At 37.3% G+C, this 14914-nt stretch carries 14 protein-coding genes, 1 tRNA gene and 1 pseudogene; 13 read left to right on the top strand and 3 right to left on the bottom strand.

What is annotated here, in order from left to right:
* Positions 1-106 precede the first annotated feature (106 nt).
* The gene (rpiA, locus tag D7I46_RS09790) at positions 107-781 is read left to right on the top strand and encodes a ribose-5-phosphate isomerase RpiA (RefSeq protein WP_120772731.1); all 675 of its coding nucleotides are present in this window, start codon (positions 107-109) and stop codon (positions 779-781) included.
* An 85-nt stretch (positions 782-866) separates the two neighbouring features.
* Here the strand turns inward: rpiA and D7I46_RS09785 are convergent, their stop codons facing one another.
* Positions 867-1310, bottom strand: coding sequence for an NUDIX hydrolase (locus tag D7I46_RS09785; protein ID WP_120773340.1), 444 nt, complete (start codon positions 1308-1310; stop codon positions 867-869).
* Positions 1311-1531: 221 nt separating this feature from the next.
* On the opposite strand from D7I46_RS09785, the pseudogene mreC reads away from it, so the two are divergent.
* The 9 genes and pseudogenes from mreC to D7I46_RS09740 all read left to right on the top strand — a co-directional run bounded on the left by mreC (position 1532) and on the right by D7I46_RS09740 (position 11083).
* Positions 1532-2388: pseudogene (gene mreC, locus D7I46_RS13750) on the top strand (rod shape-determining protein MreC).
* Positions 2389-2922, top strand: a complete 534-nt coding sequence (gene mreD, locus D7I46_RS09775) for a rod shape-determining protein MreD (protein WP_120772730.1) — start codon at positions 2389-2391, stop codon at positions 2920-2922. It begins immediately after the preceding pseudogene.
* Between the two features lie 97 nt (positions 2923-3019).
* Positions 3020-4261 (top strand): coiled-coil domain-containing protein, encoded by a 1242-nt coding sequence (locus tag D7I46_RS09770; protein WP_120772729.1) that lies wholly within the window; start codon positions 3020-3022, stop codon positions 4259-4261.
* A 124-nt stretch (positions 4262-4385) separates the two neighbouring features.
* A complete protein-coding gene (asnB, locus tag D7I46_RS09765; RefSeq protein WP_120772728.1) occupies positions 4386-6263 on the top strand; it encodes an asparagine synthase (glutamine-hydrolyzing) in 1878 nt (625 codons plus the stop codon).
* Between the two features lie 11 nt (positions 6264-6274).
* The gene (locus tag D7I46_RS09760; protein ID WP_120772727.1) at positions 6275-7504 is read left to right on the top strand and encodes a carboxylate--amine ligase; all 1230 of its coding nucleotides are present in this window, start codon (positions 6275-6277) and stop codon (positions 7502-7504) included.
* A gap of 48 nt (positions 7505-7552) precedes the next feature.
* Positions 7553-8272 carry an aspartate/glutamate racemase family protein gene (locus tag D7I46_RS09755; protein ID WP_120772726.1) on the top strand — a complete coding sequence of 240 codons (720 nt, stop codon included), beginning with the start codon at positions 7553-7555 and terminating at the stop codon, positions 8270-8272.
* Entirely contained in the window at positions 8265-9023 is a 759-nt protein-coding gene (locus D7I46_RS09750) for a C39 family peptidase (protein ID WP_120772725.1), read from the top strand. Before D7I46_RS09755 ends, D7I46_RS09750 begins: the two co-directional genes overlap by 8 nt.
* A 153-nt stretch (positions 9024-9176) precedes the next feature.
* The gene (gene dnaJ, locus D7I46_RS09745) at positions 9177-10316 is read left to right on the top strand and encodes a molecular chaperone DnaJ (RefSeq protein WP_120772724.1); all 1140 of its coding nucleotides are present in this window, start codon (positions 9177-9179) and stop codon (positions 10314-10316) included.
* A 236-nt stretch (positions 10317-10552) separates the two neighbouring features.
* Entirely contained in the window at positions 10553-11083 is a 531-nt protein-coding gene (locus tag D7I46_RS09740; RefSeq protein WP_120772723.1) for a YqeG family HAD IIIA-type phosphatase, read from the top strand.
* Between the two features lie 302 nt (positions 11084-11385).
* On the opposite strand, the gene zwf is transcribed toward D7I46_RS09740, so the two are convergent.
* Both zwf and D7I46_RS09730 read right to left on the bottom strand, forming a co-directional pair.
* Complete coding sequence (gene zwf, locus D7I46_RS09735) at positions 11386-12897, bottom strand: glucose-6-phosphate dehydrogenase (protein ID WP_120772722.1); 1512 nt, start codon at positions 12895-12897, stop codon at positions 11386-11388.
* Between the two features lie 63 nt (positions 12898-12960).
* Positions 12961-13140, bottom strand: a complete 180-nt coding sequence (locus tag D7I46_RS09730) for a hypothetical protein (RefSeq protein WP_120772721.1) — start codon at positions 13138-13140, stop codon at positions 12961-12963.
* Positions 13141-13384: 244 nt separating this feature from the next.
* Here D7I46_RS09730 and D7I46_RS09725 point away from each other — a divergent pair, with 244 nt between their 5' ends.
* The 3 genes from D7I46_RS09725 (at position 13385) to D7I46_RS09715 (ending at position 14816) form a co-directional block, all read left to right on the top strand.
* Positions 13385-14239 carry a sulfite exporter TauE/SafE family protein gene (locus D7I46_RS09725; RefSeq protein WP_120772720.1) on the top strand — a complete coding sequence of 285 codons (855 nt, stop codon included), beginning with the start codon at positions 13385-13387 and terminating at the stop codon, positions 14237-14239.
* An 8-nt stretch (positions 14240-14247) separates the two neighbouring features.
* Positions 14248-14610, top strand: coding sequence for a DUF1634 domain-containing protein (locus tag D7I46_RS09720; protein WP_162930880.1), 363 nt, complete (start codon positions 14248-14250; stop codon positions 14608-14610).
* A gap of 123 nt (positions 14611-14733) precedes the next feature.
* Positions 14734-14816 (top strand) — tRNA-Leu (locus tag D7I46_RS09715).
* Positions 14817-14914 lie beyond the last annotated feature (98 nt).

The following is a 14914-nucleotide window of genomic DNA, read 5'->3' as shown; positions in this document are numbered from 1 at the left end:
CGTCGTTTATTTCAGAAATTTCCTATTTTTCATCATTTCTTGCAAATCATACTCACATCTTGGTATAATTGAGGACACATAGACAGAAGACAGTTAAGGAATAAAAATGGAAAATCTAAAAAAACAAGTTGGAATAAAAGCCGCAGAGTTTGTCAAAGATGGCATGATTGTGGGATTGGGGACAGGTTCAACGGCAGCATTTTTTGTAGAGGAGTTAGGACGTCGTATTCACGATGAGGGTCTAAACATTATAGGTGTGACAACATCTAGCGTAACAAGTGAGCAAGCCTCAAAGCTGGGTATTCCACTAAAATCTATTGATGAAGTAGATTTTGTTGACTTGACTGTTGATGGGGCTGATGAGATTGATTCAAAACTAAATGGAATTAAAGGTGGCGGTGCAGCATTACTTATGGAAAAAATCGTAGCCACTTACTCACATGACTATATTTGGATTGTTGATGAGTCAAAACTCTCCGAAAACCTAGGGTCATTCAAAGTTCCTGTTGAGGTTATCCCATATGGTGCTGAACAAATATTTCGTAAATTCACAACGGCAGGCTATGCTCCAACATGGAGGGAAGATGACAAAGGAAATAAATTAATTACGGATATGCATCATTATCTCATTGACTTACACATCAGCGAAATTAAACATCCTGAACAACTTGCTCAAGAGTTGGATTTGACAGTGGGGGTCGTAGAACATGGTCTATTTAATAACATGGTTAAAAAAGTTATTGTAGCAGATCATGATGGTGTGAAAATCATTGAAAAATAAATCTGTCAGTACTGACAGAACAGTAAGTTTGTGAGCAGATAAAAACTGTCAATGCCTCATAAATTTGGGGTACTGACAGTTTTTATCATTTTTTCTTTAACCACTCACGGACACCCCATTGATGAGAACCACGTTTAAGTTTAGTGATTGCTATTTCAGGACTAAACCAAAAAATACCATTAAAGTCTTCTAGAGGAGCAGCATCAAAACTGACGGATTTAGTCTCATAAATATAAGCTGGATTATAAAAGTATTTATTACGATGTGAACTATAAAAATATTCGTCCGCTTGTCCTAAGAAAGCACCAATTTTTGCAGAAGCTCCAAGTTCTTCAACGAGTTCTCTTTGCAAAGCTTTCTCATGATTTTCACCCGCTTCAATCTCACCACCAGGAAGGATGAAAGCACCATTAGGCGCTTGAACTAAACAAATTTCTCCAGAATCGCGCGTAACAATTCCATAGACTCCGTACCGATTTTGATAATCTTTTCCATCAATTTTTTCTCCAAAAATAGGAATTTTACTCATCATAAAAACCTCCAAAAAAGCTATATTTTTGCAACCCATTATTCCATGCGTAGTAATTATAATTATAAGTTGATAATAAGACTATTAAAAAGCTTACAATAATCTGTATTACAAGCAAAAAACGCTTACAAAAAATTCTTATCACTATTCTATCAAAAATCTGACAATTTTGATAAAATAAGGTACGAGTAAGGACAACTTACTGAAGGGAATCTAGAACATTGAAAAAATTTAACTTAAGTAAAATGGTTATTATCGCGCTGATTATTATTATCGCAGCGATGTCAGCGATTGTAATTTCAGCAAAAAATTTTAAATCTAATCAAAAACCGTCAGCAATGACACAAACAATAAATGATGGAACAGGGTTTGTTGACCGTGTGCTTGCATCTCCTGTGCATTTTGTCCAAGATAAAGTCAATGAATTTTCAAATCTGATGGATACCTATCAGCAAAATGAAAGCTTAAAAACTCAACTTGCCAAGTCAAAAGATGATGCCAATAAACTAAATGGTCTTGAATCTGAAAATAAAGAGCTTAAAAATGCTCTGAAACTTCAAGAAACACTGACCGACTATCAAACTGTATCAGCCAACGTTATCACCCGTGACCCTACATCATGGAATGATACACTTGTCATTGATAGGGGAGTAAAGATGGTCTTAAAACAGATATGATTGTTATGGCAAACGGTGGGGTTATTGGTCGTGTTATCCAAGTCAATAAAAATACAGCCAAAGTTTCACTTCTAAGTTCTTCAAAAGGAATTGAAAATAAAATTCCAGTGCGGCTAGGAAATGCAGAAGAAACGACTTATGGTTTGTTAACAGGATATGATAGCCAACAAAATGCTTATATCATTACTCAATTAACTACACAAGACAAAATTTCTAAAGGTACACAAGTCTTTACGAGTGGACTCGGAGGTGATAGCCCGCGTGACCTTCTCATTGGGACGGTTTTAGGAGAAAAAGATGACAATCAAGGATTGAATCGTCAAATTTATGTTAAACCAGCGAGCAATCTTTATGATATCCGATTTGTTTTTGTTATTCAACGTATGATTGGGGGAAATTAAGTGAGTCGCTTTACTTTTCAGTTTTTTTCCCCAATCTTACTCTTTTTACTTCTAATATTGGATGGACAAATCACACACGTTTTAACAAGCCTAAGCGGTGGGACTTGGACCCCTGTAAGTCATCTTTTTCTAATTTTTTTGGTTTATAGTGTTACGCAACATCGTTCGAGCTATATTATTATTTTAGCAGCACTTCTAGGAGCGGTATATGATAGCTATTATTTAGGAGTCTATGGTATTGCCACCTTATTATTTCCGCTTATCGCTCTTTTCGTTTATAATATAGAAAGTGTCATCTTTACTAATCGATGGACACGGCTCTTTACTATTATTATCATTGTCACAGCATTTGAAGTATTTAGTGCGGTAATTACAGCGGCTTTTGGTTTATCACAACTTAATTTTCTTAACTTTGTTGTTTATCAATTAGCGCCTACACTTTTGCTCAATATTATTTTAGCGGCGATGCTTCAAGCACCTTTGGAACTCTTTTATAGATTAAGGAAAAGTCATTTTAGATACACAGGGAAATGATTTTGTAATTAAAAAGAAATATTAAGGTGTGATAAGAATAGTATAATATGTTTATTCAACCGAACTTCATAGGGAGGACAAATTAAAAATAACAGTTATGAAAAAAAGGATTATCTCAGCTATTTTATTGTCTACAGTAGTACTTTCTACTGCAGCACCCGTATCAGGTGTTTACGCTGATACTAACTCAGACATTCAAAAACAGGATGCAACAATTGCAAGTGCCCAATCAGCGAAAGCACAAGCACAAGCACAAGTTGATAGTTTGCAAGCTAAAGTTGATAGCATACAACAAAAGCAAAGCAATACACAAAAGCAAATCAATGCAATCAAATCACAAGCAGAATCATTGAACAAGCAGATTGCTACTTTAAGCCAAAATATTGCAGATCGTACAAATACTTTGGAAGCTCAAGCACGTAGTGCACAGGTCAATAATTCGGCGACAAACTATTTAGATGCTATCGTGAACTCAAAATCGTTGACAGATGCTGTTCAAAAAATTACAGCAATGGCTACTGTATCATCTGCTAATAAGCAAATGTTAGAGCAGCAAGTGCAAGATAAAAAGGCTTTGGATGAAAAATCAGAGTCTGTAAAGAAAAATTATAATAAATTTGTTAGTCTTTCACAAGATTTGGATTCTCAAGCTCAAGAGTTGACATCACAACAGGCTGAGCTTAAAGTTGCTACATTAAATTATCAAGCAACAATCGCAACGGCACAAGGTAAGAAGAACTCTTTGTTAGCTGAAAAGGCTGTGGCTGAAAAAGCTGCACAAGAAGCTGCTTCAAAACAAGCAGCATATGAAGCACAACAAAAAGCAAGCCAAGAGGCACAAGCTAAATCAACTCAAGCGGTAGATAATACGGCTTCAGGCAACAGTACAAACACCTCGAATAATGATGGTGGCTCAAAAACACCTACACCAACACCTACACCAACACCTAGTCCAAATCCAGGACCGGGAGGAAATAACACCCCGATTGCTAATCCTTACGCTGGTGGTGGATGTACAGACTACGTGTGGCAATATTTTGCAGCTCAGGGTATCTACATCAGAAATATCAGCCCAGGAAATGGTGGACAATGGGCTACTAACGGTCCCGCTCAAGGAATTCTTCATGTAGTTTCTGCGGCACCTGGTGTAATTGTTTCAGGATATACAACAGCTTTTGTTGGTTATTCTGGTTCACCGTATGGTCACGTAGCCATTGTTACTAAAGTAAACTCTAACGGTACAATTAACGTTATTGAGGGTGGATATGGTAGCGGTTGGTGGGGACATACTCGCGAAAATATCCCAACTGCAGGTCTGACATTCTTGATGCCAAACTAGTCTAATAACCTTAAAGAATAAAAAAATCAGTGATTTGGTGGAGGGAAATTATTTTCCTTCTGTCAAATCATTTTTTATTATTATGGTATAATAAAACAAGAAAAATGATAGGGGATAGATAGAAATGTGTGGAATTGTCGGCTTTGTCGATAACTTGAATCAAGATGATAAAACAAAGACACTAAAAGAAATGATGGATACGATTGTTCACCGCGGACCAAGTAGTTCGGGTGAATTTATTGACGATAGAGCTGCTATCGGTTTTAGACGTTTGAGTATCATCGACCTTGAAGGCGGAGACCAACCCATATACAATGAGGATAAATCAAAGTTAATCACGTTCAATGGAGAGATTTATAACTTTCGTGAGTTAAGAGAAGACTTGATTGCAAAAGGTCATGATTTCACTACTCATGCTGATACAGAGGTCTTGTTGCATGGTTATGAAGAATATGGTGTGGAACTTCTCCAAAAAATTCGAGGAATGTTTGCCTTTGTTATCTGGGATAGAGAAAAACAAGAGTTATTTGGTGCTCGTGACCATTTTGGTATCAAACCACTTTATTACGCTCAAATGAATGGTACATTCATGTATGGTTCAGAGATTAAGAGTTTTTTAAAACACCCAAATTTCAAAAAAGAATTAAACAAAGAAGCGTTGAAACCATATATGACTTTCCAGTATTCGGCACTTGATGAAACATTCTTTAAAGGAGTGTTCCGTATCAAAGAGGGACATTATTTTACTTATAAAGACGGTCAACTTGACATCAAACCTTATTGGGATATGAAAGTGAACGAAAAAAATATGTCGCTGGAAGAGTCTGTTGATTTGATTGATAAGACTGTTTTAGAGTCTGTTGACGCACATAAATTTGCGGATGTTGAAGTCGGAGCTTTCGTTTCATCTGGTGTAGACTCTAGTTATGTGGCATCAACGCTTCGACCAGAACATACTTATTCTATCGGATTTGGTCAAGGGACATTTAATGAATCTAAGCAAGCAAAACAGCTGACAGATATGATTGGCTTAAATAATACTTCGCGGGAAATTCATGGAGATGAAGCTTTTCAATATTTCTCACAAATTCAATATTATTTGGATGAACCAGACTCAAACCCATCTTGCGTGCCTTTATTTTTCCTTGCCGAACTTGCAGCGCGTGATGTGCGCGTGGTCATGAGTGGTGAAGGTGCAGATGAGCTTTTTGCGGGCTATGAATCTTATGGTTTTAGTACAAATTCTCGTGCGGTTCGTGTTGTTGCAGAAGGGCTAAAAAAATTGCCTAAAGGTTTACGCTTTTCAATTGCTCGAGGGATTCAAAACAAGCATTTTAAAGGTCAAAAACATCTTTATGAATCATTAGCCCCAGCTGAAGACTTTTTCATTGGACAAGCTAAAGTTTTTGAAGAAGAAGAGTCCATAACGCTCTTAAAACAAGAATTTCAAACAGCACCAAGTGTGAAAGAAATTGTTGGAAAGACCTATAAGAAAGCTCAAGAAGGTTCAGAATTACGTAAAATGCAATATCTTGATATGCATCAATGGATGCCTGGTGATATCTTACTGAAAGCAGATAAAATGTCAATGGCACATTCTTTGGAGCTTCGAGTGCCACTCTTAGATATTGAGCTTATGCACACCGCAGAGCAAATCCCATCAAAATACTTGCTTAATGAACATAATACAAAATATGCCTTCAGGCAGGCAGCGCGCCGTCATTTGCCAGAAGAATGGTCAAATCGTAAAAAATTAGGTTTCCCAGTACCAATCAAAGATTGGCTGAGAGAAGAGAAATATTATAAGATTGTTCATCATCTCTTTGAGCAGAGCTTTGTTTCAGAGTTCTTTGAACAAGAGAAAATAATAGCAATGCTGGAAGATAACTTTGCAGGAAAAAATGATACCCGTCGTAAGCTTTGGACAATTTATACTTTCTTGACTTGGTATGATGTTTACTTTATTCACAATGGCGAAAAACCAGCTGTTGCCGCTGTTTAGAGGAGTTTTTTGTGTCTCAAAATATTGAATTTCAACCGATTTTATTAGGGTCTGATATTAATGTCTATGGAATGGCGCGTTCGTTTCATGAAGAGTTTGGTATTACTTCGATTGCTCTGAGTGCGTCTCAGTTAGCACCAACAAAATACTCAAAAATTGTGGAAGTACAATGCCATCCTCATTTTGACCAAGAAGAAGTTTTCATTAAAACTTTGAGAGAATTTAAGGAAAATCATGCTAACGATAAGAAGAAGTATCTACTTGTGGCTTGTGGCGATGGTTATGCTTTGATGGCTTCTAAGTATAAGGCGGAGCTTTCAGAGTTTTTTGAAGTGCCTTATATTGATTATTCGCTTTATCAAAAGTTGGAAAATAAGCCAGATTTTTATAATATTTGTGAAGAATACCAGCTTCCTTACCCAAAGACTGTTTTAGTCACTCCAGAAACAGAGATTGACTCTCTTGTAAATGGTTTATCTTTTCCATATCCAATGATTTTGAAACCTGGAAATTCGATTTCTTATTTAGAAGTTCATTTTGAAGGACAAAAGAAAGCTTTTACGATTGCATCTCCTGATGAGATGAAGTTAATGCTCCATCGCTGCTATGAAGCAGGCTATCCAGATGAGATGATTATTCAAGATTTTATCCCAGGGACAGATGAGAATATGCGCGTATTGAATGCTTATGTGGATAAAAATCACAAGGTTCGCATGATGTGTCTGGGGCATCCTCTGCTTGAGGACCCCAGTCCGAAAGCAATCGGGAATTATGTTGCCATATTGCCTGATTATAATGAAAAAGTATACCAGCAAATTCAAGATTTTCTTGAAAAAATTGAATATACTGGCTTTGCGAATTTTGATATGAAATATGATCCTCGTGATGGAGAGTATAAACTATTTGAAATCAATTTGCGTCAAGGACGTAGTTCTTTCTACGTGACTTTGAATGGTTACAACCTGACCCGTTATCTGGTCGCAGATCGAATTTTTAATGAGCCTTTTGCTGAGACAGTTTATGGTAAAGGAACCAAGTTATGGTTAGGTGTTCCTAAGAAAGTATTGTTGACATATGTTAATTCAAGCTTTAAAGCGGAAATTCGCCAGTTTATTAAATCTAAAAACTATGGTACAACTTTATTTTATGCAAAAGATAATTCGCCTAAGCGTTATTTGCTGATGAAATATGCTTTTTATCGTTATACTGGTACGTTTAAGGAATATTTTAATAATCGCTGATAAAATGAAGAGAAAACTACGAATAGTAGGATAAAGACAGGAGGGGATATGGAAAATTTCTTTACAATTTTGGGAGGAATGGGGACACTGGCAACAGAGAGTTTCATTCATACGTTGAATCGTCGGACAGATGCTCATCGAGACCAAGATTTTCTGGATTATATCGTAGTTAATCATGCAACGATTCCCGACCGTACTGCTTATATAAAGGATTCTTCTTTAGAAAATCCAGAAGAAAAACTGATTGAGGATATCAAAATTCAAAGTGTGTTGAATCCGAAGTTTTTTGTTATCCCTTGTAATACTGCTCATTATTATTTTGAGGAGCTACAAAACGCAACACGAATTCCAATCTTGCATATGCCTCGTATAGCAGTGGAACGAATCAGAGAGCAATTTGCTGACAGTAAGCGTATTGCTGTGTTGGCGACTGAGGGAACTATTTTGACGGGTGTTTATCGTGAGGAATTAGAAGCTCAGGGTTATGAGGCTGTCATTCCAGATGAGGAATTACAAGAAAAGGTTAATCGATTGATTTATCAAGAGGTTAAAGAAAATAAAAATTTGAATTTTGAGCTTTACCACGAAATTTTAAGTGATGTGAAGAAAAAAATGAACTGTGAAGTGATGATTTTAGGCTGCACAGAGCTCTCTGTTTTGTACGAAGAATATCAACTTGACTCAGAATTCAATATTATTGATGCACAGGCAGAAACAGTGCGTCGAACTTTGTTGATGATGGAGAAAAAAGACTTAGCAAATGAATAAAAAAAGAAAACGTTTAAAAACAAAGAACACGGTTATTCTGCTTATTCTGAGTCTTATTGTGGTTTTTGTTGGTTTTGGTTTCTTTATGAATCCTCAAAAAGGCGAAGGTGAGGATAAGCAACCCTCATTAGCTTCAAAAACTGTTGCAAAAAAAGACCATTCGGGTAAGTGTAACTATGTGTTAATGGATACAGGAGATGTGAACCAAATAAAAATCGGAGCTTATCAAGGTTGTGAAACAGTTTCTCTCTATAATGCTTTGGTTTACTTAAATAAAACACATGATAAGTCTGTGAAAGAAGTGCTTGATTCATTACCTTTGGTAGGTTGGGATGGTAATCCTAATCTAGGCTATGCTGGAGATCCTTGGACTCCGGATGACGAAATTCCTGATGGAGGTTTTCCAACAATTTGGCCAGATGCATTTATGAAATTTGCTCAAAGTTATGGTGCAAATGTTGTTGATATTTCTGGGAAAAGTATTGATGATATCAAAAATATCGTTTTGAAAAAGCATCTTGTAGAAATGTGGGTAACGATAGACTTTGCTCAACCACAGATTACGTATACAGATTATTTTGGGCATGAGGTTGTGACGAATACTCATGCGGTGATTTTGGATGGGTATGATGCGAAGAAAAAAGAGTTTCATGTCAATGACCCTATCAAAGGAAAATATTGGCTTTCTGAGTCAGCAGTTTCTTCGGTATATATGGGAACGAATCAATTTGCTGTTGAATTTGTGAGTTGAGATGAGGACTTCGTATACGATATAGGAGGGATTTGCTCAATTAAAATTAGCACTCTGGTAAAAAGAGTGCTAATTTTTTTGCCAAAATTTAAAAAACGTGATAAAATAGTGCTATTGAAAAATTGATTTAGTAAAGGAATTAGGGATTAAATAATGAATAACTCTGAATTTTATGAACGCCTGGGGGTAGATAAAAATGCCAGTCAGGATGAAATTAAAAAAGCTTATCGAAAAATGTCGAAAAAGTACCACCCAGATTTGAACAAGGAATCGGGTGCTGAACAAAAATATAAAGAGGTGCAAGAAGCCTACGAAACATTATCGGATGACCAAAAACGGGCAGCCTATGACCAATATGGTGAAGCTGGTGCCAATGGTTTTGGCGCTGGTAGTGGTGGTTTTGGGGGTCAAGGTGGCTTCTCTGGCTTTGGTGGTGCAGGTGGCTTCGGTGGTTTTGAGGATATTTTCTCTAGCTTCTTTGGCGGTGGAGGCGCTCAGGTTAATCCTAATGCACCACGTCAAGGGGATGATTTACAATATCGAATCAATCTGAAGTTTGAAGAAGCTATTTTTGGTGTAGAAAAAGAAGTAAAATATAATCGAGAAGAGCTTTGTCATACCTGCGGTGGTGAAGGTGCAAAACCAGGAACTCATGCGGAAACTTGTCATAAGTGTGGTGGACGCGGTACAATCAATGTGGTTCATGATACACCATTGGGTCGTATGCAAAGTCAACAAACTTGTGATGTTTGTCATGGTACGGGTAAAGAAATCAAGGAACCATGTCCTACCTGTCATGGTACTGGTCATGAAAAAGCTGCACATACTGTTAAGGTAAAAGTCCCTGCTGGAGTTGAGTCAGGTCAACAAATGCGTTTGCAAGGCCAAGGTGATGCTGGTACCAATGGTGGTCCTTATGGTGATTTGTATGTACGTTTCCAAGTTGAAGCATCTGATAAATTTGAGCGTGATGGCTCTGAGATTTACTATAAAATGCCTTTGGAGTTTGTTCAAGCAGCATTGGGTGATGAAGTTGAAGTGCCAACGGTTCATGGTAATGTGAAATTAAAGATTCCTGCTGGTACGCAAACTGGAGCAAACTTCCGATTGAAAGGAAAAGGGGCGCCAAAATTGCGTGGTTCGGGTAATGGAGACCAGTATGTGATTGTTAATATCATAACACCAAAGAATATGAATACTGCTCAAAAAGAAGCTTTACAAACATTTGCTAAGGTTAGCGGTGTTGATATTTCAGGAAATGGTAAAAAAGGTTTCTTTGATAAATTCAAATAAGTTCAAGACTTATTTAGTGGGAGTTACAGCTTCTTATCCACGCTCTATCTCCGTGCGCTCCAATGAAGAATTACAAATGCCGTAGCGAGCATGGACAGCGGAACTAGCACGCACTTGTCTCGATAAAATAATGAGTCGCTTTTGGCGACTTTTTATTATTTTTCTTGGTGTATTTTGGTTGCTTGTAGATGATAAATGTGTAAAACTTGCTAAATTTTTTGGTATAATATCTCTATATGAAAATTGATAATTATAAGCCAGATTTTTTATTGGAAGCAGTGTATCAGTTGGATGCAGAAAGTCTGGGAAAGATTGGTATCACAGCTGTGATGGTGGATTTAGATAATACTTTGATTGCTTGGAATAATCCAGATGGTACACCAGAGTTGCTTTCTTGGCTTGAGGAAATGAGAGAAAACAACATCAAAGTTATTGTTGTGTCAAATAATAAACATGAGCGTGTTGCACGAGCTGTGGAAAAGTTTGGTGTTGATTATATTAGTCGAGCAATGAAGCCTTTTGCTTTGGGGATTAATAAAGCTTTGAAGCGTTTTGATGAAAAGCCATCTGAAGTGGTTATGGTTGGAGACCAATTGATGACGGATATTAGAGCCGCGCATCGTGCTGGTGTACGTAGCATTTTGGTGAAACCATTGGTAGAATCAGATGCTTGGAATACGAAATTTAATCGTTGGAGAGAGCGACGTGTTTGGAAAAAATTGATTGCACGAGATGGTGAGCCAGTGTGGAGAACTAAATTAGAATAAAAAGTACTGACGGAATTCTGTCAGTATTTTTTGATTCATCAGTGTGGAAAAATGAAATACACAAGTGAAAACTTGTTCTTATCAAGAAATCGCGGAAGTTATTCAGAGTTTTCCACATATTTAAAAGGTGTTTCCACAAATATGTGGAAAACTGTGTAAAAATCTGGGGAAAAGTTTATTAAAATAAAAATTCTGTCAGTATACTGACAGTTCGATGCGATTGGAGTGAGCATTGAATCGGCGAATAAAAATTCTGTCAGTATACTGACAGAATTTCCTTACTTCCTTATTTCAATACATTATTACTTTTCGTAGTATCCTCGCTCTTTATACCACAAATCAGGTTGCCATGCCCATTCGTTTCCATCTTTTTTGAGCAAATCAAATGCGGCCTGAGGCCCCATGCTGCGTGCGGTATATGTAGGCATGTCGCTAGTGTCACCATCCCACGCCTCGCGAATAACGTCAATAAGTTCCCAAGCACGTGCAGCTTCTTCCCAATGACTAAAGTTTGTACCGTCACCATTCAACACGTCCAAGAATAGTTTTTCATAAGCTTCAGGAGAATTTCCTAAAAATTCACTATCGTGACGGAAACTGAGGCGAAGTGGTTCAAGATGGAATCCTTGACCTGCAGCTTTACCATTAACAGAAAGTGAGAAGCCTTCAGTAGGCTGGATATAGATGGTTAAAACGTTTTGCACAGGTTGGTCATCACAGTTGTCTGCAAAAAGATTTTCAGCTTCTTTTTTGAAAACGATATTGATGCGGGTTCCTTTTTCAGTCATGCGTTTTCCCGAGCGGACATAAAATGGAACACCAGCCCAACGTTCGTTATCAATGAGAAATTTTCCAGCAGCGAAAGTTTCTGTGCGACTATCAGGTGCGACAGAATCTTCTTCACGATATCCTAGATAATTCTCTCCATCAAATTTTCCGGCGATATATTGTCCACGGATGAAATTTTCTAGCGCTTCTTGTGAAGAATATTGACGCATTGCTTTGAGTGCTTTAACTTTTTCTTTTACAATATGAGCTTCGTCAAATTTTTCGGGTTTTTCCATTGCGATAAGACTGAGGACTTGCAAGACGTGATTTTGAATCATGTCTTTAAGCGCACCAGAAGTTTCGTAATAGCCTCCACGCTCCTCAACACCAATAAATTCAGCAAAAGTAATTTGCACATTGTCGATATGGCGATTATTCCAAAGACTTTCGAAAATTGGGTTAGCAAAACGAACAGCACTCACAGACTGAATCATCTCTTTACCAAGATAATGGTCGATACGGAAGATTTGCTCTTCAGTAAAAACTTTTGACAAACTGTCATTGAGCGTTTTTGCAGTTGCGTAGCTGTTTCCGAAAGGTTTTTCAATGACAATTCGCTCAAAACCTTCACCAGTCAAGATGTTTTCAGATTTAAGATGTTCAGCAATTACACCAAAAAATTGAGGCGCCATCGCAAGAAAGAAAACTTGATTTCCCGCTGTTTTATATTGAGCTTTGAGACGTTCGCCTAAATTTTTCAGATTGACATAATGCTCAGCATCATTGACATCATGACTTTGATAATAAAAATGACTTGCAAAGTTTTCTGCCTCCGTTTTTGAGTGCATCAAATCTTTGATTGAATCTAAAACGACTTCATGATAAAAGCTGTCAGTCCACTGACGGCGCGCCGTTCCAATGACAGCGAAATTGTCAGCGAGTTCGCCTTTCTTAAAAAGACGGAATAAGGAGGGATAGAGCTTACGCTTGGCAAGGTCGCCAGTAGCTCCAAAAATAGTAAAAAGGGCTTGTTTTTGTTCAGTCATAAAATTTCCTTTTATTTAAAAATACAAATGATAATATCTGTCAGTAAATCATTATCAACATTTTCAACCATTTGAATTGTGTTCGTCAACATAATCAGTCGCGTACTGCTCAATGTCGGCTTTGAGTTGTTTTTTCATTTCCTGAAATTCAGCTTCACTGTAGTCACGTTCAGCAACTTTCGCATTGTAAAATGGAATAGAAAGCTCTTTTCTCAGACGCTGCTCGAGTTCTTGTCTGTTCATTTTTCACCCCCAATGAAATCTATAGCTAATTAAAATTATATCATAAAAACAGGCAGTCAAAACTGACAAGAATTCTACTTCTACAAAGTGTGCAAAATGAGCATTGAATCGGCGAATAAAAGTATTGTCAGTACACTGACAACCCCACCAGTCAATCTAAATTGCCTAATTTCTTAAATTTTTGGTAAAATGAAAAGAGAAAGGATCAAATTCGTCAAGATTCAATATCGAATTTGCAGATAGTATGTCTTTATTAGTATTTACCCTATCAATGCTAGTTCTTGGCTTTGTGGCGGGTACAGTAGGTTCCATTTTGGGACTAGGCGGTGGGATTATTATTACGCCAATCATTACAACTTTTTTTGGTGTAGATATTAAATACGCAATTGGAGCAAGCATTGTAGCAGTCATTGCGACAAGCTCTGGTGCAGCGATTTCTTATTTGAAAGATGACATGATTAACATTCGTGCAGCAATGTTTTTGGAAATCTTCACTACGATAGGAGGTCTTGTCGGAGCGATTTTAGCAGGATTTTTTGATGGTACAGTATTAAATGTTTTGTTTGGCTGTTTATTGATTTTTCAAGGCTACAATATGTGGAAAAAGCTTCATAAAGGTGAGGAAATTTTGCAAAATGTAGAGTCTGATAAAATTGCTAAAAAGCTTAAACTTAACTCAAGCTACCATGACAAACAACTGGGGCAAGATATTAGTTATCAAGTAGAAAAAGTACCAGGAGGAGCAGCGATTATGCTTGGTGCGGGTGTAGCTTCAGGACTTTTAGGGATTGGCTCAGGTGCCTTTAAGGTTATGGCAATGGACTCTATGATGAAGATGCCAATAAAAGCCTCTACAGCAACATCAAACCTGATGATTGGAGTGACTGCGGCAGCTTCTGCAACCGTCTATTTTTTCAATGGTTACGTTAATCCAACTCTAGCAGGCCCACTTGCAATTGGTATCGTAGCAGGTGCAGCTCTAGGTTCTAAAATCATGCCAAAATTACCAGCAAAAACAATCAGAATTATTTTCATTCCAGTCATTCTTTTGATGGCAATTCAGATGTTACTTAAAGGAATTGGGGTACATATTGGATGAAAGGTGAAATGACAAAAGAAGAATTGCTCAAAATTGAGCAAAACATTGGGAAAATCTTGCGTGCAGGTGTATTTGTTAGCTCGGTTGTTATTATCATTGGTATTCTGATGTTTGTGATAACGGGACATTCTGGCTACTCTGACGGAATCTGGCCTGATAAGTTTAATGAAATACTGACGGGTTTAGTGCAGTTTAAAGCATTAGCTTGGTTGATGGCAGGATTATTTTTATTAATTCTGACCCCTGTTTTACGTGTGGTAGCATCTATCTTCGCTTTTGCAAAAGAAGGTGATAAACTCTATGTGGCGATTACCTGCCTTGTTTTTATTATTTTGATTATCGCCATGCTCATTGGTCACGGAGGAGCTTGAAACTGAGACAACAAGAGGAACAAAAAATCCTGATGAAAAAATCAGGTGTTTGTTAAGTAAGCCAGTCATAAGTAGCCTCAAACTTGCATTTTCAATATGAAACTGTTATCATAGAAAAGTGCTGGGGAAGTGGTGGAATGGCAGACACGCATGCTTCAGGTGCATGTGCTCGAAAGGGCGTGAGGGTTCAAATCCCTTCTTCCCCATAATAATGTAAAGCTCTATATTTTAGAGATTTATTAAGAGATAATGGACGGTTGGCTGGGTGCTAATCGTTTTTTGTTTTGAAATAAATTAAAAAATG

The sequence above is a fragment of the Lactococcus allomyrinae genome, from assembly GCF_003627095.1.
Classification (GTDB): Bacteria; Bacillota; Bacilli; order Lactobacillales; family Streptococcaceae; genus Lactococcus; species Lactococcus allomyrinae.
Note: the sequence above shows the minus strand (reverse complement) of the source record. Positions and strands in the feature narration are given on the sequence as shown.

Coding starts and splice junctions, on each gene's coding strand:
- D7I46_RS09725 (WP_120772720.1), top strand. CDS start 13,385: ATGTCTTTATTAGTATTTACCCTATCAATGCTAGTTCTTGGCTTTGTG.
- D7I46_RS09740 (WP_120772723.1), top strand. CDS start 10,553: ATGAAAATTGATAATTATAAGCCAGATTTTTTATTGGAAGCAGTGTAT.
- D7I46_RS09755 (WP_120772726.1), top strand. CDS start 7,553: ATGGAAAATTTCTTTACAATTTTGGGAGGAATGGGGACACTGGCAACA.
- D7I46_RS09785 (WP_120773340.1), bottom strand. CDS start 1,310: ATGAGTAAAATTCCTATTTTTGGAGAAAAAATTGATGGAAAAGATTAT.
- rpiA (WP_120772731.1), top strand. CDS start 107: ATGGAAAATCTAAAAAAACAAGTTGGAATAAAAGCCGCAGAGTTTGTC.
- D7I46_RS09750 (WP_120772725.1), top strand. CDS start 8,265: ATGAATAAAAAAAGAAAACGTTTAAAAACAAAGAACACGGTTATTCTG.
- D7I46_RS09730 (WP_120772721.1), bottom strand. CDS start 13,140: ATGAACAGACAAGAACTCGAGCAGCGTCTGAGAAAAGAGCTTTCTATT.
- dnaJ (WP_120772724.1), top strand. CDS start 9,177: ATGAATAACTCTGAATTTTATGAACGCCTGGGGGTAGATAAAAATGCC.
- D7I46_RS09770 (WP_120772729.1), top strand. CDS start 3,020: ATGAAAAAAAGGATTATCTCAGCTATTTTATTGTCTACAGTAGTACTT.
- D7I46_RS09720 (WP_162930880.1), top strand. CDS start 14,248: ATGACAAAAGAAGAATTGCTCAAAATTGAGCAAAACATTGGGAAAATC.
- asnB (WP_120772728.1), top strand. CDS start 4,386: ATGTGTGGAATTGTCGGCTTTGTCGATAACTTGAATCAAGATGATAAA.
- zwf (WP_120772722.1), bottom strand. CDS start 12,897: ATGACTGAACAAAAACAAGCCCTTTTTACTATTTTTGGAGCTACTGGC.